General features: G+C 67.8%; 17 protein-coding genes and 1 pseudogene. 11 read left to right on the top strand and 7 right to left on the bottom strand.

Going from position 1 to position 20,569, the window contains the following annotated elements:
• Positions 1-35 precede the first annotated feature (35 nt).
• Positions 36-479 carry a MarR family winged helix-turn-helix transcriptional regulator gene (locus tag AC3B6A_RS10285; RefSeq protein WP_488402511.1) on the top strand — a complete coding sequence of 148 codons (444 nt, stop codon included), beginning with the start codon at positions 36-38 and terminating at the stop codon, positions 477-479.
• Here the strand turns inward: AC3B6A_RS10285 and AC3B6A_RS10280 are convergent.
• Entirely contained in the window at positions 476-1,117 is a 642-nt protein-coding gene (locus AC3B6A_RS10280) for a hypothetical protein (protein WP_488402509.1), read from the bottom strand. The two genes, AC3B6A_RS10285 and AC3B6A_RS10280, sit on opposite strands and share 4 nt — an antisense overlap.
• 161 nt (positions 1,118-1,278) lie before the next feature.
• On the opposite strand from AC3B6A_RS10280, the gene AC3B6A_RS10275 reads away from it, so the two are divergent.
• Together AC3B6A_RS10275 and AC3B6A_RS10270 are read left to right on the top strand one after the other, a co-directional pair.
• A complete protein-coding gene (locus AC3B6A_RS10275; protein ID WP_488402507.1) occupies positions 1,279-1,881 on the top strand; it encodes a LysE family translocator in 603 nt (200 codons plus the stop codon).
• Positions 1,882-1,893: 12 nt separating this feature from the next.
• Entirely contained in the window at positions 1,894-3,093 is a 1,200-nt protein-coding gene (locus tag AC3B6A_RS10270; protein WP_488402505.1) for a benzoate/H(+) symporter BenE family transporter, read from the top strand.
• Positions 3,094-3,239: 146 nt separating this feature from the next.
• On the opposite strand, the gene AC3B6A_RS10265 is transcribed toward AC3B6A_RS10270, so the two are convergent.
• A complete protein-coding gene (locus tag AC3B6A_RS10265) occupies positions 3,240-4,001 on the bottom strand; it encodes an SDR family oxidoreductase (RefSeq protein WP_488402504.1) in 762 nt (253 codons plus the stop codon).
• 226 nt (positions 4,002-4,227) lie between these two features.
• Here AC3B6A_RS10265 and AC3B6A_RS10260 point away from each other — a divergent pair, with 226 nt between their 5' ends.
• On the top strand, positions 4,228-5,232 hold the full coding sequence (locus AC3B6A_RS10260) for an NADP-dependent oxidoreductase (protein WP_488402502.1): 1,005 nt from the start codon (positions 4,228-4,230) through the stop codon (positions 5,230-5,232).
• A gap of 838 nt (positions 5,233-6,070) precedes the next feature.
• The gene (locus AC3B6A_RS10255) at positions 6,071-7,807 is read left to right on the top strand and encodes a SulP family inorganic anion transporter (RefSeq protein WP_488402501.1); all 1,737 of its coding nucleotides are present in this window, start codon (positions 6,071-6,073) and stop codon (positions 7,805-7,807) included.
• Here the strand turns inward: AC3B6A_RS10255 and AC3B6A_RS10250 are convergent.
• The 4 genes and pseudogenes from AC3B6A_RS10250 to AC3B6A_RS10235 all read right to left on the bottom strand — a co-directional run bounded on the left by AC3B6A_RS10250 (position 7,775) and on the right by AC3B6A_RS10235 (position 10,912).
• Positions 7,775-8,479: a methyl-accepting chemotaxis protein gene (locus AC3B6A_RS10250; RefSeq protein WP_488403561.1), complete on the bottom strand. Its 705-nt coding sequence runs from the start codon at positions 8,477-8,479 to the stop codon at positions 7,775-7,777. The two genes, AC3B6A_RS10255 and AC3B6A_RS10250, sit on opposite strands and share 33 nt — an antisense overlap.
• Before the next feature lie 201 nt (positions 8,480-8,680).
• Positions 8,681-8,764: pseudogene (locus AC3B6A_RS10245) on the bottom strand (HAMP domain-containing protein); the annotation flags it as partial.
• Positions 8,765-9,938: 1,174 nt separating this feature from the next.
• A complete protein-coding gene (locus AC3B6A_RS10240; RefSeq protein ID WP_488402499.1) occupies positions 9,939-10,547 on the bottom strand; it encodes a flavin reductase family protein in 609 nt (202 codons plus the stop codon).
• Positions 10,548-10,633: 86 nt separating this feature from the next.
• Positions 10,634-10,912: a hypothetical protein gene (locus AC3B6A_RS10235; protein ID WP_488402497.1), complete on the bottom strand. Its 279-nt coding sequence runs from the start codon at positions 10,910-10,912 to the stop codon at positions 10,634-10,636.
• 101 nt (positions 10,913-11,013) lie between these two features.
• Between AC3B6A_RS10235 and AC3B6A_RS10230 the strand changes: the two genes are divergently transcribed.
• Positions 11,014-11,361, top strand: coding sequence for a GFA family protein (locus AC3B6A_RS10230; RefSeq protein WP_488402495.1), 348 nt, complete (start codon positions 11,014-11,016; stop codon positions 11,359-11,361).
• A gap of 313 nt (positions 11,362-11,674) precedes the next feature.
• Here AC3B6A_RS10230 and AC3B6A_RS10225 read toward each other — a convergent pair whose 3' ends face one another.
• Positions 11,675-12,694, bottom strand: coding sequence for a zinc-dependent alcohol dehydrogenase family protein (locus AC3B6A_RS10225; RefSeq protein WP_488402494.1), 1,020 nt, complete (start codon positions 12,692-12,694; stop codon positions 11,675-11,677).
• A gap of 314 nt (positions 12,695-13,008) precedes the next feature.
• Between AC3B6A_RS10225 and AC3B6A_RS10220 the strand changes: the two genes are divergently transcribed.
• The 5 genes from AC3B6A_RS10220 (at position 13,009) to AC3B6A_RS10200 (ending at position 20,557) form a co-directional block, all read left to right on the top strand.
• The gene (locus AC3B6A_RS10220; protein ID WP_488402492.1) at positions 13,009-13,923 is read left to right on the top strand and encodes a LysR family transcriptional regulator; all 915 of its coding nucleotides are present in this window, start codon (positions 13,009-13,011) and stop codon (positions 13,921-13,923) included.
• Positions 13,924-14,225: 302 nt separating this feature from the next.
• Positions 14,226-15,461: a multidrug efflux RND transporter periplasmic adaptor subunit MexE gene (gene mexE / locus AC3B6A_RS10215; protein WP_488402490.1), complete on the top strand. Its 1,236-nt coding sequence runs from the start codon at positions 14,226-14,228 to the stop codon at positions 15,459-15,461.
• Between the two features lie 126 nt (positions 15,462-15,587).
• On the top strand, positions 15,588-18,785 hold the full coding sequence (locus AC3B6A_RS10210; protein WP_488402489.1) for an efflux RND transporter permease subunit: 3,198 nt from the start codon (positions 15,588-15,590) through the stop codon (positions 18,783-18,785).
• The gene (locus AC3B6A_RS10205; protein ID WP_488402487.1) at positions 18,782-20,179 is read left to right on the top strand and encodes an efflux transporter outer membrane subunit; all 1,398 of its coding nucleotides are present in this window, start codon (positions 18,782-18,784) and stop codon (positions 20,177-20,179) included. Before AC3B6A_RS10210 ends, AC3B6A_RS10205 begins: the two co-directional genes overlap by 4 nt.
• Positions 20,180-20,389: 210 nt before the next feature.
• Positions 20,390-20,557, top strand: coding sequence for a hypothetical protein (locus AC3B6A_RS10200; protein WP_488402486.1), 168 nt, complete (start codon positions 20,390-20,392; stop codon positions 20,555-20,557).
• Positions 20,558-20,569 lie beyond the last annotated feature (12 nt).

Genomic DNA, 20,569 nt, shown 5'->3' with positions numbered 1-20,569 from the left:
ACCGAAGCTACGACGCGCTGACCGGACACGTCAATATGCCTGACCTTATAAAAAGCAGTCTGCAGCTCCAGGCCATGGAAACCTTCTTCCGCAGCTACCGGGCCTTTACCGCCAAGCCCGACGAAATGCTCGCCCGCCGCGGGCTTGGCCGCGTCCACCACCGCATCCTGTTCTTCATCGCGCGCAACCCGGGCCTGAGCGTCAGCCAGCTGCTCGCCGCCCTGGGCGTGACCAAGCAGGCGCTGAACGTTCCGCTGCGCCAGTTGCTGGAGCGCAAGCTGATCCGCAGCGAAGCCGCCGACAGCGACAAGCGCAAGCGCCTGCTGGGGCTGACGCCCGAAGGCAGCAAGCTGGAGAAAGCTCTGCGCCGCGAGCAGGACCGCCTGCTGCAGCGCGCCTTCGGCGAGGCCGGCGAGGAAGCGGTCATGGGCTGGATGGCGGTGAACCGCGCCATCGCCCAGCCGCAGGAGCGCGGCTAACCCGCCGCGCCGTCCAGCTCCCGCGCCCCGCGCAGGAACATCAGCGCCATCGGCAACAGCGCCACCACCTCCAGCAGCACGCCCGGCAGGAACAGCAGCACGCTGAGCAGGCACACCCCCGCCGCCACGTTCAGCCAGCCCAGGGCCTTCACCGACGGATACGGCAGGCCGATCTTCAGCAGGCGGATGCCGTACCACAGGGTGGCGATGCCGCTGGGCACGAACATCGCCATGAAGCCGATCAGCACGCCGTTCAGCTCACCGCGCAGGTGCTCGTCGAGCAGCACGCTGTAGAGCTCCATCGTCACCGCCAGGACGATCGACAGCCCCACCGGCCAGCCCAGCCCGTGCGCGCCGAAGCGGTCTTCGAGAAAATGCTTGCTGCGCCACAGGACGAAGCAGCCCAGCAGGGTGCACAGCGCGCCCATCCACAGCTCGTAGCGCTGCCAGGCCGGCGCGCCGCTCAGCGGCGTGGCGAAGGACAGGCCGAACAGCACCAGATCGCCGAGCAGCAGCGCCAGGCTCAGGCCGGCGAGCAGGCGCAGGCGGCCGGGATTCCAGCGGCCATCGACGAACGCCCGCGGAGCGCTCTGGTCCACCAGCTCGACCTTGGGGGCGGCGTAAGGGTTCTGTTCCATGGCGGCGTGTCCAACGTTGTGTGGCATTCCCGCACCATACCGGGGCCCCGGGAGGGCTGCCAGCGCCGCGACTGTACGGGCCACTCGGCGCCTGTCTGTTATGGGACAGCCCGGAGCCGGCGGATTAGTCTGCGGGAACAACAAGACTCGGGTCCTCCGCCATGCCCCTCGAACTCTTCGGCGCCTTCGTGCTGTTCGCCTTCGTCACCTCCATCACCCCCGGCCCCAACAACATGATGCTGCTGGCCTCGGGCGTGAACTTCGGCGTGCGCCGGACCATCCCGCACATGCTCGGCATCAGCATCGGCTTCCTGCTGCTGGTGGTGGCCGTCGGCACGGGCCTGCACCAGCTGTTCGAGCGCTTCCCGCCGACCTACACGGCACTGCGCTACGCCGGCGGCGCCTACCTGCTCTACCTGGCCTGGAAGATCGCCCGCGCCGGCGCCCCCGAGGCCGCCGAGGCGCAAGGCGGCACGCCGATGAGCTTTCTCCAGGCCGCCGCCTTCCAGTGGGTCAACCCCAAGGCCTGGGTCATGGCGGTGGGCGCCATCGCCACCTACCTGCCGCCCGACGCCTTCATCGGCAACGTGATCCTCCTGGCCACCCTGTTCGCCGTGGTCAACCTGCCCAGCGTGGGCGTCTGGACCGTCCTCGGCAGCCTGCTGCGGCGCTGGCTGGAAGACCCGCGGCGGCTGCGCCTGTTCAACCTCGGCATGGCCGGCCTGCTGGTCGCCTCGCTCTACCCGCTGCTCGGCAGCGCCTGACGGAGTCCGCGCATGACTGACACCGCTCCCGCCCCCGCGCGCCTGCGCCCGCTGGCCGACTCCTCCCCCGCCGCCATCGTCGCGGGCTTCGTCGCCATGCTCACCGGCTACACCAGCTCGCTGGTGCTGATGTTCCAGGCCGGCCAGGCGGCGGGCCTCTCCACCGCGCAGATTTCCTCGTGGATCTGGGCGCTGTCCGTCGGCATGGCGCTGACCACCATCGGCCTGACCCTGCGCTACCGCACGCCCATCGTCATCGCCTGGTCCACCCCCGGCGCCGCGCTGCTGATCAGCAGCCTGCCCGGCGTGCCCTACGGCGAGGCCATCGGCGCCTTCATCGTCTGCGCCGCGCTGATCACCCTGTGCGGCGTCACCGGCAGCTTCGACCGTCTGATGCGCCAGGTGCCCGGCTCGCTGGCCGCCGCCCTGCTGGCCGGCGTGCTGTTCCGCATCTGCGTGGAAATCCTCCACGCCGCCGAGCAGCAAACCCTGCTGGTGGTGGCGATGTTCCTCAGCTACCTGCTGGCCAAGCGCCTGTCGCCGCGCTACGCGGTATTCGCCGCGCTGCTGGTCGGGGTCGCCCTGGCCGGCTTCCTCGGCCTGCTCGACTTCAGCCAGTTCCAGCTGGAAGTCGCGCGCCCGGTGTGGACCGCCCCGAGCTTCTCCCTGGCCGCCACCATCAGCATCGCCATCCCGCTGTTCATCGTCGCCATGGCCTCGCAGAACATGCCGGGGCTGGCCGTGCTGCGCGCCGACGGCTACCAGGTGCCGGCCTCGCCGCTGATCTCGGTGACCGGCATCGCCTCGCTGCTGCTGGCGCCCTTCGGCTCCCACGGCATCAACCTGGCGGCGATCAGCGCGGCCATCTGCACCGGCCCGGAAGCCCACGAAAACCCGCACAAGCGCTACACCGCCGCGCTCTGGTGCGGGCTGTTCTACGGCACCGCCGGCATCTTCGGCGCCACCCTGGCCGCGCTGTTCGCCGCGCTGCCCAATGCCCTGGTGCTGTCCATCGCGGCGCTGGCCCTGCTCGGTTCGATCACCAACGGCCTGAGCAACGCCATGGCCGACGCCCGCCAGCGCGAAGCGGCGATGGTCACCTTCCTGACCACCGCCTCGGGCTTCACCCTGTTCTCCGTGGGCTCGGCCTTCTGGGGGCTGGTGGCGGGCCTGCTGACGCAACTGGTGCTGAACTGGCGCCGCGCGCCCTGAGGCTCTCAGCGCGCCAGAGCGTCTCTTCAGGAAAGCGGAATGAAATTAAGGCATCACGGAAAGGACGGTTGCTCCCACGACCAAGGACCGCGCCAATGCGCGGTTTCGCAGAAGCAACTGTCGTCCTGGGTTCCCGCGTCGCCGAATCAGATCGCCGTCGCCCCGCCATCCACCGGCAGCGCGATGCCGGTGGTGAAGCCGGCGTTGTCGCTGCACAGGTAGAGCACCGCGGCGGCGATTTCCTCGACGCGGCCGACGCGGCCCACCGGGTGCATGGCGGCGGCGAACTCGGCCTTCTTCGGGTCGGCCTCGTAGGCGCGGCGGAACATGTCGGTGTCGATCACAGCCGGGCACACGGCGTTGATGCGCACCTTCTTCTTCGCGTATTCGATGGCGGCGGACTTGGTCAGGCCGATCACCGCGTGCTTGGAAGCGGCGTAGATGCTCATCTTCGGCGCGGCGCCGAGGCCGGCGACGGAAGCGGTGTTGACGATGGCGCCGCCGCCCTGGGCGAGCATCAGCGGAATCTGGTGCTTCATGCACAGCCAGACGCCCTTGACGTTGACGCCCATGATGGCGTCGAACTCGCGCTCCTCGCCGTCGGCCAGCTTGCCCTTCTCGATCTCGATGCCGGCGTTGTTGAAGGCGTAGTCCAGGCGGCCGTAAGCGGCGACGGTGCCGTCGACGAGCGCCTTGACCTCGGCGTCGCGGGTCACGTCGCAGCGAATGAAGGTGGCCTCGCCGCCCGCCGCGCGGATCAGCTCGACGGTGGCTTCGCCGCCCTTGGCGTCGACGTCGGAAACCACGACCTTCACGCCCTGCTGGGCGAAGGCCTGTGCAGTGGCGCGACCGATGCCGGCGCCCGCGCCGGTGACCAGGGCGACCTGGCCGGAAAGCAGCTGACTCATGAGCGAACCTCGAAACGATGTGGGGTGAACCGTCGCAGTCTAGCCAGCGCTCCGGCGGCGCGAAGCACTATCAGGCGGCGCGACGTCCCTGCATCCACGACAATGATGATGCAGACGAGGCTAGATCACTCAGACCGATGAGCAGGCATTCCTCCGGCGGACGGAACTTGCCGCCGCGGGATGCGCGGACTATCACCTAGGCTTTCCCCTCCATGAGTCCACTGCCATGACCGCCCAGATCAACCGCCAGTTCCAGCTCGCCCAGCGCCCGGTCGGCGCCGCCACCCGCGAAACCTTCAGCTATGTGGAAACCCCGGTCGGCGAGCCCGGCCCCGGGCAGATCCTGGTGAAGAACCAGTACCTGTCGCTGGACCCGGCCATGCGCGGCTGGATGAACGACGCCAAGTCCTACATCGCCCCGGTGGCCATCGGCGAGGTGATGCGCGCCCTGGGCGTGGGCCAGGTGATCGCCTCGCAGCACCCGGACTTCAAGGTCGGCGACGAGGTGAACGGCGCCCTCGGCGTGCAGGACTACTTCCTCGGCGAGCCCAAGGGCTTCTACAAGGTGGACAGCCAGCGCGCGCCGCTGCCGCTGTACCTGTCGGCGCTGGGGATGACCGGCATGACCGCCTACTTCGGCTTCCTCGACGTCGGCCAGCCCCGGGCCGGCGACACCGTGGTCATCTCCGGCGCCGCCGGGGCGGTGGGCAGCGTGGTCGGGCAGATCGCGAAGATCAAGGGCTGCCGCGTGGTCGGCATCGCCGGCGGCGCCGACAAGTGCCGCTACCTGGTGGACGAACTGGGCTTCGACGGCGCCATCGACTACAAGTCCGAGGACGTCAACGCCGGCCTCAAACGCGAATGCCCCAAGGGCGTGAACGTGTTCTTCGACAACGTCGGCGGCGACATCCTCGACGCCGTGCTGGCCCGCCTGGCGCCCAAGGCGCGGGTGGTGATCTGCGGCGCGATCAGCCAGTACAACAACAAGGAAGCGGTGCGCGGCCCGGCCAACTACCTGTCGCTGCTGGTCAACCGCGCGCGCATGGAGGGCATGGTGGTGATGGACTACGCCAGCCGCTTCCCGGAAGGCTTCAAGGACATGGCGGGGTGGATCGCCGAGGGCAAGCTGAAGTCGAGGGAAGACATCGTCGAGGGGCTGGAAACCTTCCCCGAGACCCTGGCGAAACTGTTCAGCGGGGAGAACTTCGGCAAGCTGGTGCTGAAGGTCTGACGGCTCACGCCAATCCTCTCTTGTAGGAGCGAGCTTGCTCGCGAACCCGCTTGACGCCGGCCTTGCCGGCGGATCGCGGATAAGATCCGCTCCTACAAAAGCGGCGCACTTGCATAGGAGAGGACTTCGTCCGCGATGCTCTTGCTCTGCGTAGGGGGTTAACACGCAGCGTTATCCCCTGATGGGTATCGCTTCGCTCCACGCCATCCTACGAAGTGCAAATCCTTCACCCCCGGCTCTGTCTGTCACACCGAAACATCCGGCGCGCGCGGGGTCCCGTCAGGAGGCCGAGTGGAGGTATTGCGCAGAGGGGCGAGCGGCATGGATGCCGCGAGAGGCGTAAAGGGCCAGGGACGGCCCTTGTACGCCGACCCTCGGAGCAATGCCGGAGCGAGGGAAGTCTGAGCGAAGCGAAGACCCGGATGCCGGGACGGGCCCTTTTGGTTCCTTTTGGGGCCCCAAAAGGGACTCGCCCGGGAGGGCGAAACCAAATCTCCCAGCACACGCCGAAGCGGCGCAGAAACACCCAACCAAAAGCATCGCGGATAAGATCCGCTCCTACGAAAGCGGTGCACCTCGCAGGTGTAGGAGCGGACCTTGTCCGCGATCCGCCGGCAGGGCCGGCGTCAGGCCGTTCGCGAGCAAGCTCGCTCCTACGCAGAGCCCAGCGTGCCAGAAGCATCCGGCTCCACGGCAGACAAAAAGCCTCGCGAGCAAGAACCGACCATCTCCCTCTGTGCACACCGCTGCCCGCTCCTATCCCACTGATTTTCGACAAGCTTCGCGGCCTCTTTCCATCTAAGCTCTCTGCCTGGTCGTACCCAAGGAAGACTCATCGATGCCCCTCGCCCGCTGGCTGCCCGGCCTGCACAGCCTGTTGCACTATCGCCGTGACTGGCTGCCCCGCGATATCCAGGCCGGCCTGTCGGTCGCCGCCGTGCAGATTCCCACCGCCATCGCCTACGCGCAGATCATCGGCTTCCCGGCCCAGGTCGGGCTCTACGCCTGCATCCTGCCGATGCTGATCTACGCCCTGGTGGGCAGTTCGCGGCAGTTGATGGTCGGCCCGGACGCCGCCACCGCCGCCATGGTCGCCGCCGCCATCACACCGCTGGCGGCCGGCGATCCGCAGCGCCTGCTGCAACTGTCGATGATCGTCGCGGTGATGGTCGGCACGCTGTCCATCGCCGCCGGGTTCGCCCGCGCCGGGTTCGTCGCCAGCTTCCTCTCGCGGCCGACGCTGGTGGGCTATCTCAACGGCATCGGCCTGAGCCTGATCGCCGGCCAGCTCGGCAAGCTGCTGGGCTACCAGAGCGAGACCAGCGGCTTCCTCCGCGGCCTGTTCGCCCTGTTGCGCAATCTCGGCGACACCCACTTGCCGACCCTGGCGCTGGGCGTCTCCACGCTGCTGCTGATGATCGTCCTGCCGCGCTTCTACCCGCGGGTGCCCGGCGCCCTGGTCGGCGTGCTGTTCGCCACCCTGGCGGCGGCCCTGCTGGGGCTCGACCAGTACGGCATCAAGCTGCTCGGCGCGGTGCCCCAGGGCCTGCCCACGCTGGCCCTGCCGCACACCACCATCGAGGAGCTGGGCAGCCTGTTCCGCGATGCCATGGGCATCACCATCATCAGTTTCTGCAGCGCCATGCTCACCGCGCGCAGCTTCGCCGCACGCCACGGCTACAGCGTCGACGCCAACCACGAGTTCATGGCGCTGGGCATGGCCAACATCGGCGCGGGGATTTCCCAAGGCTTCGTGATCAGCGGCGCCGATTCGCGCACCGCGGTGAACGACATGGTCGGCGGCAAGAGCCAGATGGTCGGCGTCGTCACCGCGCTGGTGATCGGCCTGGTGCTGCTGCTGTTCAGCAAGCCGCTGGGCTGGGTGCCGGTGCCGGCGCTGGGCGCGGTGCTGCTGATGGCCGGCTGGGGCCTGATCGATTTCCGCGCGCTGCGCGGCTTCTGGCGGCTGAGCCGGTTCGAACTGAGCCTCTGCGTGCTGACCACGGCGGGCGTGCTCAGCGTCGGCGTGCTGCCGGGCATCTTCGTCGCCATCATGCTCGCCCTGCTGCGCCTGCTCTATCTCACCTACCGGCCACATGACGCGGTGATGGGCTGGGTGCAGGGCATCGACGGCCAGGTGGAGCTGGAGCAGTACCCCAACGCGCATACGCTGCCGGGGCTGGTGATCTACCGCTTCGACGCGCCGATCCTGTTCTTCAATGCCGACTACTTCAAGCAGCGCATCCTCGAAGTCGTCGCCCGGTCGAAGCACCCGCGCGCGGTGCTGCTCAATGCCGAGGGCATCCTCAACCTCGATATCAGCGGGCTGACGACCTTGCGCGAGGTGCAGCAGACCCTGGAGGCCCAGGGCGTGTACCTGTCCCTGGCGCGGGTCACCGGCGAGACGCTGGCGATGCTCAAGCGCTCCGGCGCGCTGGGCGAAGTGAAGCCGCCGCTGGTGTTCAGCTCGGTGCGCGCCGGGGTCAACGCCTACCGGCGCTGGCACCAGCAGCGCAAGGCCGAGCACACCTGGGACCGGCCGTCACAGCCGGAACTGGCCGACCAGCCCCTGTAGCTCGCCGCTGAGCTGCGCCAGCTCGACGCTGGACGAAGCGGTGGACTCCATGGCCTGCGCCGATTCGTCGGCGATGCCGCGGATGCTGCTGACGCTGCGGCTGATCTCCTCGGCCACCGCGCTCTGCTGTTCGGAGGCGGCGGCGATCTGCTGGTTCATCTGGTGGATCACCGCCACCGCCGAGGCGATGTTGCCCAGCGCCGCCTCGGTCTGCACCGCGTCGCCGACGGTCATTTCGACCAGCGCGTGACTGCGCTGCATGCGCTGCACCGAGGTGGCGGCGTCGCTCTGCAGGGCGGCGATCAGGCTTTCGATCTCGGCGGTGGACTGCTGGGTGCGCCGCGCCAGCGCCCGCACCTCGTCGGCGACCACGGCGAAGCCGCGCCCCTGCTCGCCCGCCCGCGCGGCCTCGATGGCGGCGTTCAGGGCCAGCAGGTTGGTCTGCTCGGCAACGCTCTTGATCACGTCCAGCACGCTGCCGATGCCCTGGCTCTGGCGGCCGAGCTGCTCGATGCTCTGGGTGGCGGCGCGCACCGCCTCGGCCAGTTGCTCGATGCGGCCGAGGGTCTGGCGCACCACTTCCTGCCCGCTGGCCACCTTGCCGTCGGCCTGCTCGGCGGAGCTGGCGGCCTCCTCGGCATTGCGCGCCACGTCGTGGACGGTGGCGGCCATCTGGTTCATCGCGGTGGCCACCTGGTCGGTCTCGGCCTTCTGCGTGTTCACGCCGCGCTGGGTGCGCTCGGTCACGCCGGACAGCGCCTGCGCCGACGCGGTGATCTGCCCGACGCCGTGGCTGAGCCGACTGACGATGCCGCGCAGGCTGTCGGCCATGCTCGCCACGGCCAGCATCAGTTGCCCCATTTCGTCCTTGCGCCGCACCTCGATGCTGGCGCTCAGGTCGCCCTCGGCGATGCGGCTGGCCAGGCCGATCACCTGGCGCAGCGGGCGCACGATCATCCAGGTGATCAGCAGCGAGGCCAGCGCGCCGACCAGCAGCGCCAGCGCCGCCGAGCCGACGATCAGCAGTTCGCTGGTGCGCAGGTCGGCGAACATCGCCGAGCGCTGCGCGGCGTAGGCGGCGTCCACCTGCTGCATGACCTGCGCGGCGCGGGCGCTCATCTGCGCGTGGACCAGCTTTTCTTCCTGCAGGGCCGCGGTGTACTCGTCGAGCTTCTCGACGAAGCTGTTGATGTTGGTGACCACGTCCTTGAGCACCGAGACGTAGGTCGGGTCGGTGATGCTCGCCTGCAGCTTGCTTGACAGCTCCAGCGCCTCGGCGGCGGACTTGATCCGGCCGCCCCCGGTTTCATCCCTGGCCTTGCCGCCGGCCTCCATGCGCGAGCGCGCCTCGTTCAGGCCCTGCAGCACCAGGCGGTAGAGCTGGCTGACCTGGGCGGCCTGCTGCAGCAGTTCCTCGCCCTTCTGGCCCTGGGAATCCTTGAGCTCGTAGGCGCCGTCGTCGGCCAGGCTGGATTGCAGGATGTCGAGGCTGTTGGACGCGCCGCTCACCGACCAGGTGGCGGCATCCAGCGACAGGCGCCGGCTCTTGCTGGACTTCTCGAAGCGCTCGAAGGCGGCGAGGTAGTCGGCGATGCCCTGCTCAACCTCGGCCATGGCGGCGGCCTGGTCCGGCTGGACCTTGAGCCGCGCCACCGCCTCGCCGAGGTTGCCGGCGTGCCGGCGAAGGCTGTCGGCGGCCGCGTCGCTGGCGTCGATCACGAAGTCCTTCTCGCTCTGGCGCATCTCCAGCATTTCGCGGTTGATGGTGGACATGTCGCTCAGCGCGTCGAAGCGCTGGGAAATGGCCCGCAAGGCCGTGACGCCGATCGCCGCCACCAGCGCGGTGAGCAGCAGCACCAGGCCGAAGCCGATGGCCAGTTTCTTCGCCGTCCCCATGTCGGCCAGACGACGCTGCACGAAGGCAACCATGGCATCTCCCCCCATCCGCAATGGCGTTGCAGGAAATCCTCGAAGGTCTCCTGATCGTTATCGTTGCTTTCGGGCGGAACATTAGGAGCGCCGTCGGCCCCTGGATAGGGGCCGCGACGGTGATGGCACAATGATGCTGCGGAGGGATACGTGGAGGTCGCTTCCAGAACACTGACGGCCGAAGCCGGCAGGCGCTGCCGGTCTACCTGGGACGGATCATGCTGAAGGTGTCGCGGGTGTAGCTGTACTGGGTCCCGCCCAGGCGCCCGACCAGGTCCAGCTTCGCCGGGTCGACATGGCGCTCGTCGCGCATCACGTTGTCGTCGACGTGCGCCAGCAGCACCCGGGCGAAGATCAGGTAGGCGCTGGGGTTGTCCGCCGGATAGGGGATGATCTCGGCCAGCCGGCATTCGAAAGCCACCGGCGCGCCGGCCACGCGCGGCGGCGCCACGCGTTCGCTGGGCAGGGTGGCGATGCCGGCGTGCTCGATCTCGCTGACGCCATGGGGCAGCCAGGCGGCGGTGGCGTTCATCGCCTCGGCCTGGGCGGCGCTGACCAGGTGGATCACCAGTTCGCCGGTCTCGCGCACGTTGCGCAGGGTGTCCTTCACGCTGCCGTCGTCGCGCACGCTGGTATTGACCATCAGGGTCGGCGGCTCGTCGGCGATGACCTGGAAGAAGCTGAACGGCGCGAGGTTGCTGTTGCCCTCGGCGGACAGCGTGGAGACCCAGGCGATCGGCCGCGGTGTGACGGTGGAGGCCAGCCAGCGGTAGGCGTCGGCGGGTGCGAGGGTGGTGAAATCGAGTTGCATGCAAGAATCCCCTGACTGCCGGACGGATCGATGCGTCCGTCCGCCTGGCGATTATGCCCGCGCCAGGGGTTCCAGGCACGCCGCGGCTAGCGGCCGGCGCGCGATTCGCGGATGTAGTAGCGCGCCTTGCTGGCCTTGTCGAGGCATCCGCCGTAGGACTCGACCTGCTGCTCGGTCTTGGCGGCGGTGATCAGGGCCAGCGCCTTGGAATAGCTGACGGTCCCGGCGAAGCCCTCGGCCTTGGCCAGGTCCAGTTCCTTCCAGGCGGCGTTCAGTTCGCTGGCGCAGCTGTCGCGATTGACCGTGGTGCCCGAGCAGCCGGCCAGCAGCAGGCTGGCGGCGAGTACAGCGTAAAGTGCCTTCATGTCGACCTCCGTGGTTGTGCAGGCGCCTTCAATGTTAGTCGGAACCGGCCCTGCGCGCCGAGCTACACTGCACGTTCGTTCACGCGACGAGGAGCACGATCATGCTGTATCACGGAAGCTGCCACTGCGGCGGCATCGCCTTCGAGGTGGAAGGCGAGATCGGCGAAGTCATCCAGTGCAACTGCTCGATCTGCAGCCGGCGCGGTTCGCTGCTGTGGATGGTGCCCAGGGACAGGCTGCGCCTGACCACGCCGGAAAGCGCCATGAGCACCTACACCTTCAATACCCATCGCATCCAGCACCGCTTCTGCCCGACCTGCGGCTGCGCGCCGCTGGCGTACGGGGCGATGCCAGACGGCAGCCCGATCGCCGCCATCAACGTGCGGTGCCTGCCGGAGGTGGATGTGGGCGGGCTGAGCATTCGCGAGTTCGATGGCAAGAGTCTGTAGCCGGGGCCCGTAGAGCAGGAGGAGAGCGCCCTGCGGGCGCTTATCGCGGACAAGGTCCACTCCTACAAAAGCCGTGCCGGCGGTGACCGTAGGAGCGGGCTCCGTCCGTGATCCGCCCCGGTTCGCGAGCAAGCTCGCTCCTACAGGTGCTCATCCCGCAGCATGGTCACCGGTTGGCGCCGGGGCGGCTTTTGTAGGAGCGGAGCTTCTCCGCGATCACGGGCGCAAGCCCGTCGTCCCCTGATGCCAGGAGAACGACAGGCACAAAAAAGCCACTCCGAAGAGTGGCTTTTCATTCCTCACGGATGCCGGATCACTCCGGCATCTTCATCACCACGCGGCCGCCGCCCGGGCAGGTTTCCATGTAGTAGTTGGCGTCGCGGTACTGGGCGAAGTCGAACACCCGGTCGATGCTCGGCTTGAGCAGATGGTCGGCGGTCATCTGGTTGATCGCGGTCAGCGCCCGCTGCACGGCTTCGTCGTTGCGGGTCAGGCCGATCTCCGGCTGGCCGGTGAAGTCCAGTACGCAGTGACGGTAGAACTGCAGGTGCTTCTTGAACGCCGCGCAGGCCGGGAAGGCTGCGTCGTTGCCGCCGTTGATGCCGTAGAGGATCAGCTTGCCGCGCGGCGCGGCCACGTCGCCCAGCAGCTTCATCTGCGGGCCGGCGCACTGGTCGAGGACGATCTCCACGCCCTCGCCCTTGGTGAGGCGCTCGACTTCCAGCACCAGGTCCTGTTCCTCGGTGTAGATGATCTTGTCCGCCCCCAGCCCCTTGAGAAACTCGCGGGTCCCCTCGTGGCTGGTGGTGGCGATCACCTGGGCGCCGAGCGCCTTGGCCAGTTGCACGGCCTGCGGGGCCAGGCAGTGGCCGGCCTCGGTGATCAGCACGCGCTGGCCGGGCTTGACCTGCGCCAGCTCCACCAGGGCGAAGTAGGCATACAGCAGGCCGGTGTAGTGCACCGAGGCTTCGAGCGGGCTCAGCACTTCCGGGTAGCGCGTCAACGAGGTGCGCGGCAGGATGACGTGGTCGCCCCACGCCGGGTAGGTGTTCGGCGAGTTGGCCGGGAAGCTGGCCACCGGGGTGCCGGGCTTGAGGTCATCCACGCCCTCGCCCACCGCCTCGACGATGCCGGAGAGTTCATAACCGATGCCCGCCGGCAGATTGGCCTGATCCGGGGCGAGGTTCTGCCGCCAGAGCACATCGCGCCAGCTGACGCCCAGCGCCTGGGTGCGGACCAGCACTTCGCCCGGCCCCGGTTGCGGGGTGGGCATTTCCTCGATCTTCAGGACCGAGGCGTCACCGAACTGGTGGAAACGGATCATGCGGGACATCACATACCTCGCCTTGTAATGTTTCTATAGCCACGGACTCTATCCGGGCTTTGGGGGCGATACCACCGTTCACCGTTGATAATTGACATGAACAGCGATGATTCGGCGCCGCGCGAAGGCTGGTCCGGACGCGGCCCGGGGGCTCTGCGCCGGGCCTTCGCCAGGTGGCGCGGGCCGACTTCGCGTGTCGATCGGGACTACCCGTGTGGTGCACGATTCTCGATAAAAAAGTGGAAATTGATCAAGGACTTATCTGACAGACTTGACGCAAGTCGCGTCGGGCTTCAATTTTCAGCCATTGCCAGGGAGCCCTCATGAATCGCAACGACCTCCGCAAGGTTGACCTCAACCTGTTGATCGTTTTCGAAACGCTGATGCACGAGCGCAGCGTGACCCGCGCGGCCGAGAAACTGTTCCTCGGCCAGCCGGCGATCAGCGCGGCCCTAGCGCGCCTGCGCAGCCTGTTCGACGACCCGCTGTTCGTCCGCACCGGGCGCAGCATGGAGCCCACCGCGCGGGCCCAGGAAATCTTCGACCACCTCTCCCCGGCGCTGGATTCCATCTCCACCGCCCTGAGCCGCGCCGCCGACTTCGACCCGGCCACCAGCAAGGCGGTGTTCCGCATCGGCCTGTCCGATGACGTGGAGTTCGGCCTGCTGCCGCCGCTGCTGCGCCGCCTGCGTTCCGAGGCGCCGGGCATCACCCTGGTGGTGCGCCGCGCCAACTACCTGCTGATGCCGCAGCTGCTGGCCTCGGGGGAAATCTCCGTGGGCGTGAGCTACACCGACGAGCTGCCGGCCAACGCCAAGCGCAAGACCCTGCGCCGCAGCACCTGGAAGATCCTGCGCGCCGACTCGATTCCCGGCACGCTGACCCTCGACGATTACTGCGCGCGCCCGCACGCGCTGGTGTCCTATGCCGGCGACCTGGACGGCTTCGTCGACCAGACCCTGGCCGAGATGGACCGCAAGCGCCAGGTGGTGCTGGCGGTGCCGCAGTTCGTCGGCCTCGCGCAGTTGCTCGCCGGCACCGACATCATCGCCACGGTGCCCGAATACGTGGCGCTGGCGCTGACCGCCGCCGGCGGCCTGCGCGCCGAGGAACCGCCCTTCCCCACCCGCCTGGCCGAGCTGTCGATGGTCTGGCGCGGCGCCCAGGACCAGGACCCGGCCGAGCGCTGGCTGCGCTCGCGCATCACCATGTTCGTGGGTGATCCGGACAGTCTCTGACCGCCCACCGCATCCGCATTCCCCCCGTAGCGAGCTTGCTCGCGAACCCGCATCGCACTGTGCATCGGGCGAAAAGAGCTTCGCGAGCAAGCTCGCTCCTACAGGGATTGGTACCACCCGCAGGCTCTCCCCGGGCAATCCCCGTGCCCACTCCTTCTATCTATTGATGCGCATGGTGCAAGAACATTTATCACTCAGCGTGATAATCAAAATGCGCCCGTTCGATTAGTTCCCCAGTGCCCCCGCACGCAGACTCCGCTCCATCAGAAGTCCCAAACCAATTAGAACGCCGGAGTCTTTCCATGGAGCGAAATCTGAACACCTTGCGTATTCCGCTGGCGCTGGCCGCCGCGCTGGTCCTCAGCGCCTGCGGCAAGGGCCAGGAGGCGGCGCAGAACATGCCCGCGCCGAAGGTCAGCGTCGCGGACGTCATCGAACAGCCGATCAACGAATGGGACGAGTTCACCGGCCGCCTGGAGGCTCCGGAATCCGTCGAGCTGCGCCCGCGCGTCTCCGGCTACATCGACCGCGTGGCCTTCCGTGAAGGCGCGCTGGTGAAGAAAGGGGACCTGCTGTTCCAGATCGACCCGCGCCCCTTCCAGGCCGAGGTCCATCGCCTGGAAGCCCAGTTGCAGCAGGCCCGCGCCAACCAGACCCGCACCGTCAACGAAGCCGCCCGGGGCGACCGCCTGCGCGCCACCAACGCGATTTCCGCGGAACTCGCCGACGCCCGCACCGCCGCCGCCACCGAGGCGAAAGCGGTGGTCGCGGCGACCCAGGCGGAACTCGACAACGCCCGCCTGAACCTGTCGTTCACCCAGATCACCGCGCCCATCGACGGCCGCGTCTCGCGCGCCGAGGTGACCGCCGGCAACCTGGTCAACAGCGGCCAGACCCTGCTCACCACCCTGGTCTCCACCGACAAGGTCTACGCCTACTTCGACGCCGACGAACGCGTCTACCTCAAATACGTCGACCTGGCCCGCAAGGGCGGCCCCGACGCCCGCGGCAGCAGCCCGGTGTACCTGGGCCTGACCGGCGAGGACGGCTTCCCGCACCAGGGCAGGCTGGACTTCCTCGACAACCAGGTGAACCCGAAGACCGGCACCATCCGTGGCCGCGCCGTGTTCGACAACGCCGACAACCAGTTCACCCCCGGCCTGTACGCCCGCATCAAGCTGGTCGGCAGCGGCACCTACCCCGCCGCGCTGATCAAGGACGAAGCGGTCGGCACCGACCTGGGCAAGAAGTTCGTGCTGGTGCTCGACAAGGACAGCAAGGTGCAGTACCGCGGCATCGAGCTGGGCCCGAAACTGGAGGGCCTGCGCATCGTGCGGACCGGCCTGGCCAAGGGCGACCGCATCGTGGTCAACGGCTTGCAGCGGGTCCGTCCCGGCGCCCAGGTCGATGCCCAGGGCGTGGAGATGGCCAGCCAGTCGACCCTCGCCGCCCTCGACAGCCAGCGCCGCGCGCTGGAGAACATCGAGGCGCCGAAGGTGGCCGAGAAATCCGCCAGGCCGGGCGCGCCGCGCGGCTGACCGCGCCCTGACTTAATCGCCCCCTGTCTTAAACGATTGAAGTACCAGGCCCTGTCCCACCAGGGCCTCGGGTGACCTTTTGTCCCGGGTTTGGCGAACGCCGTGCGTTCGCGACAGGAACCAGCCATGAACTTTTCGCAATTCTTCATCCAGCGGCCGATCTTCGCCGCCGTGCTCTCGCTGATCATCCTGATCGGCGGGGCCATCTCGCTGTTCCAGCTGCCGATCAGCGAATACCCCGAGGTCGTGCCGCCCACCGTGGTGGTGCGCGCCAACTTCCCCGGCGCCAACCCCAAGGTGATCGGCGAGACCGTCGCCGCGCCGCTGGAACAGGCCATCACCGGCGTCGAGAACATGCTCTACATGTCCTCGCAATCCACCGCCGACGGCAAGATGACCCTGACCATCACCTTCGCCCTGGGCACCGACCTGGACAACGCGCAGGTGCAGGTGCAGAACCGCGTGACCCGTACGCAGCCCAAGCTGCCCGAGGAAGTCACGCGGATCGGTATCACCGTCGACAAGGCCTCGCCCGACCTGACCATGGTCGTGCACCTGACCTCGCCGGATAACCGCTACGACATGCTCTACCTGTCCAACTACGCCATTCTCAACATCAAGGATGAGCTGGCGCGCCTGGACGGTGTGGGCGACGTGCAGCTGTTCGGCATGGGCGACTATTCCCTGCGCGTCTGGCTGGACCCGAACAAGGTCGCCTCGCGCAACCTGACCGCCACCGACGTGGTTACCGCGATCCGCGAGCAGAACCGCCAGGTCGCCGCCGGTTCGCTGGGCGCCCCGCCCTCGCCGAGCGACACCAGCTTCCAGCTGTCGATCAACACCCAGGGCCGCCTGGTCACCGAGGAAGAGTTCGAGAACATCATCATCCGCAGCGGCCCGGACGGCGAAATCACCCGCCTGAAGGACATCGCCCGCGTCGAGCTCGGCTCCAGCCAGTACGCCTTGCGTTCGCTGCTGGACAACCAGCCGGCGGTCGCCATCCCGATCTTCCAGCGTCCCGGTTCCAACGCCATCGCCATCTCCAACCTGGTGCGCGAGAAGATGGCCGAGCTGAAGAAGGACTTCCCGCAGGGCGTGGACTACTCCATCGTCTATGACCCGACCATCTTCGTTCGTGGCTCCATCGAGGCGGTGGTGCACACCCTGTTCGAAGCCCTGATCCTGGTGGTGCTGGTGGTCGTGCTGTTCCTGCAGACCTGGCGCGCCTCGATCATCCCGCTGGCCGCGGTGCCGGTGTCGCTGATCGGTACCTTCGCGGTGATGCACGCCTTCGGCTTCTCGCTCAACGCGCTGTCGCTGTTCGGCCTGGTATTGGCCATCGGCATCGTGGTGGACGACGCCATCGTGGTGGTGGAGAACGTCGAACGGAACATCGGGCTGGGCCTCACGCCCATCGAGGCGACCAAGCGCGCCATGAAGGAAGTGACCGGGCCGATCATCGCCACCGCGCTGGTGCTGTGCGCCGTGTTCATTCCCACCGCGTTCATCTCCGGCCTCACCGGGCAGTTCTACCGGCAGTTCGCCTTGACCATCGCGATCTCCACGGTGATCTCCGCGTTCAACTCGCTGACCCTGTCGCCGGCGCTGTCCGCCGTGCTGCTCAAGGGTCACCACGAGCCGAAGGACCGCTTCTCGGTGCTGCTCGACAAGCTGCTGGGGGGCTGGCTGTTCCGTCCGTTCAACCGCTTCTTCGACCGCGCCAGCCACGGCTATGTCGGCACCGTCACCCGCGTGCTGCGTGGCAGCTCCATCGCGCTGCTGCTGTATGCGGGGCTGATCGGCCTGACCTACCTGGGCTTCTCCAGCACCCCGACCGGCTTCGTGCCGCAGCAGGACAAGCAGTACCTGGTGGCCTTCGCGCAACTGCCCGACGCCGCCACGCTGGACCGCACCGAAGCGGTGATCAAGCGCATGTCGGAGATCGCCGGCAAGCATCCGGGCATCGAGCACACCGTGTCCTTCCCCGGCCTGTCGATCAACGGCTTCACCAACAGTCCCAACAGCGGCATCGTCTTCACTCCGCTGAAGGACTTCAGCGAGCGTAAGGGCCCGGGCATGTCGGCCAACGAGATAGCCGCCGAGCTGAACAAGCAGTTCGCGGATATCCAGGACGCCTACATCGCGATCTTCCCGCCGCCGCCGGTACAGGGGCTGGGGACCATCGGCGGCTTCCGCCTGCAGATCGAGGACCGTGGCAACGCCGGTTACGAGGAGCTCTACGCACAGACCCAGAACATCCTCAACAAGGCCCGCGAGCTGCCAGAGCTGAACCCGATGTCGGTGTTCACCAGCTACCAGGTGAACGTGCCGCAGGTGGATGCCGCCATCGACCGCGAGAAGGCCAAGACCCACGGCGTGGCGATCAGCGACATCTTCGACACCCTGCAGGTCTACCTGGGCTCGCTGTACGCCAACGACTTCAACCGCTTCGGCCGCACCTACCAGGTGAACGTCCAGGGCGAGCAGCAGTTCCGTCTCGAACCCGAGCAGATCGGCCAGTTGAAGGTGCGCAACAACCAGGGCGAGATGGTCCCGCTGGCCACCTTCATCAAGATCAGCGACACCGCAGGTCCCGACCGCGTGATGCACTACAACGGCTTCATCACCGCCGAGATCAACGGCGCCGCTGCACCGGGCTACAGCTCCGGCCAGGCCGAGGCCGCCATCGAGCGCCTGCTCAAGCAGGAGCTGCCCAATGGCATGACCTACGAGTGGACCGAGCTGACCTACCAGCAGATCCTCGCCGGCAACTCCGCAATCTATGTGTTCCCGCTCTGCGTGCTGCTCGCCTTCCTGGTGCTGGCCGCGCTGTACGAGAGCTGGGGCCTGCCGCTGGCGGTGATCCTGATCGTGCCGATGACCCTGCTGTCGGCCATCGCGGGCGTGATCCTGTCCGGTGGCGACAACAACATCTTCACCCAGATCGGCCTGATCGTACTGGTCGGCCTGGCGTGCAAGAACGCGATCCTGATCGTCGAGTTCGCCAAGGACAAGCAGGACGAAGGCATGGACCGCGTCAGCGCGGTACTGGAAGCCTGCCGCCTGCGTCTGCGGCCGATCCTGATGACCTCCATCGCCTTCATCATGGGCGTGGTGCCGCTGGTGCTGTCCTCCGGCGCCGGCGCCGAAATGCGCCATGCCATGGGTGTCGCGGTGTTCTCCGGGATGCTCGGCGTGACCTTCTTCGGCCTGCTGCTGACCCCGGTCTTCTATGTGCTGATCCGCCGCTTCATGGAAGCCCGCGAAGCGAAGAAACAACAGCGTCCGGGCCACAAGGCCAACAACGAGGCCCACACCGCATGAACCTGAAACTCTTCGCCCCCGCCCTGCTCGCCCTGGCCCTCAGCGCCTGCATGGTCGGCCCCGACTACCAGCAGCCGGACACCGCGCCGGCCCGGCTGGACGGCAACGCACAGGCGACGGGCTACGACCGCAGCCGCTACGAAGACGCCTGGTGGAAGCAGTTCGACGACCCGGTGCTGACCCAACTGGTCGACCAGGCCCTCAAGGAAAACCGCGAGCTGCGCGTGGCCTTCGCCCGCGTGCAGGCTTCGCGGGCGATCCGCGACGACGTCGCCAACGACCGTTTCCCCACCGTCACCAGCCGCGCCGCCGCGCAGGTCGGCAAGGGCCAGGTGCCCGGGCAGACCGAGGACCGGGTCAACCAGGAGCGCTACGACCTGGGCCTGGACATGATCTGGGAAGTCGACCTGTTCGGCCGCGTGCGCCGCCAGCTGGAATCCAGCGACGCGCTGAGCGAGGCCACGGTGGCCGACCTGCAGCAGCTCCAGGTCAGCCTGATCGCCGAGCTGGCCGATGCCTATGGCCAGCTTCGCGGCGCGCAACTGCGCGAGAGCATCGCCAGGAGCAACCTGGAGAACCAGCGCGAATCCCGCGACCTGACCATCCAGCTGCGCGACGCAGGCGTCGGCAACGAGCTGGACGTGCAGCGCGCCGAAGCGCGCCTGGCCGCCACCGAAGCCAGCGTGCCGCAGCTGCAGGCCGAGGAAGTCCGCCAGCAGAACCGCATCGCCACCCTCCTCGGCCAGCGCCCCGACGCGCTGACCGTGGACCTGTCGCCGAAGAAGCTGCCGGCCATCGCCAAGGCCCTGCCCATCGGCGACCCGGGCGAGCTGCTGCGCCGCCGTCCGGACATCGCCTCCGCCGAACGCCGCCTGGCCGCCGCCACCGCCGACGTGGGTGTGGCCACCGCCGACCTGTTCCCGAAAGTCAGCCTCGGCGGCTTCCTCGGCTACACCGCCGGGCGTGGCTCGCAGATCGGCTCGTCCGCCGCCAGCGCCTGGGGCGTGGCCCCGAGCATCACCTGGGCGGCCTTCGACCTGGGCAGCGTGCGGGCCCGCCTGCGCGCCGCCAAGGCCGACGCCGACGGCGCCCTGGCGACCTACGAACAGCAGGTCCTGCTGGCCCTGGAGGAGTCGTCGAACGCCTTCAGCGACTACGGCAAGCGCCAGCAGCGCCTGGTCTCGCTGGTGCGCCAGTCCGAGGCCAGCCGCAACGCGGCGCAGCAGGCCGGCCAGCAATACCGCGAAGGCACCGTGGACTTCCTCAACCTGCTCGACGCCGAGCGCGAGCAACTGGCCGCCGAAGACGCCCAAGCCCTGGCGGAAGTGGACGTGTATCGCGGCATCGTCGCCATCTACAAGGCGCTCGGCGGCGGCTGGCAACCTTCGGCCTGATCCATCCTCCCCCGGTCGAGACGACCTCGACCTTCTCCAGCCCTGCGGTCTGCGCTCCTGACCGTGGGGCTTTTTTTTGGCCGTCCCGTGGATCGGGACTTGAGCAACCGCGATCTGGCGACCATCATCCGCCCGCTGCCGTGGATCAGCGAACTCGCGGCGCCGCTGGCCTAGACTTCACCTATCGGAACACTGCGACAAGGACACGCCATGGACTCCATCCTCGTCACCCTCGCCATCATCGTCTTCGGCATGTTCATGCTGGGCATCGGCTTCACCATCCGCGAGCGGCGCACCGGCGTCCTGCTGATGTGGATCGGTGTGCTGAGCATGCTGTCGATCATCACCTACCGCATTTACCTGGCGACCTCCGTGTAGGGGCGAGCTCAC

Source organism: Pseudomonas sp. B12(2026) (genome assembly GCF_057767015.1).
Note: the sequence above shows the minus strand (reverse complement) of the source record. Positions and strands in the feature narration are given on the sequence as shown.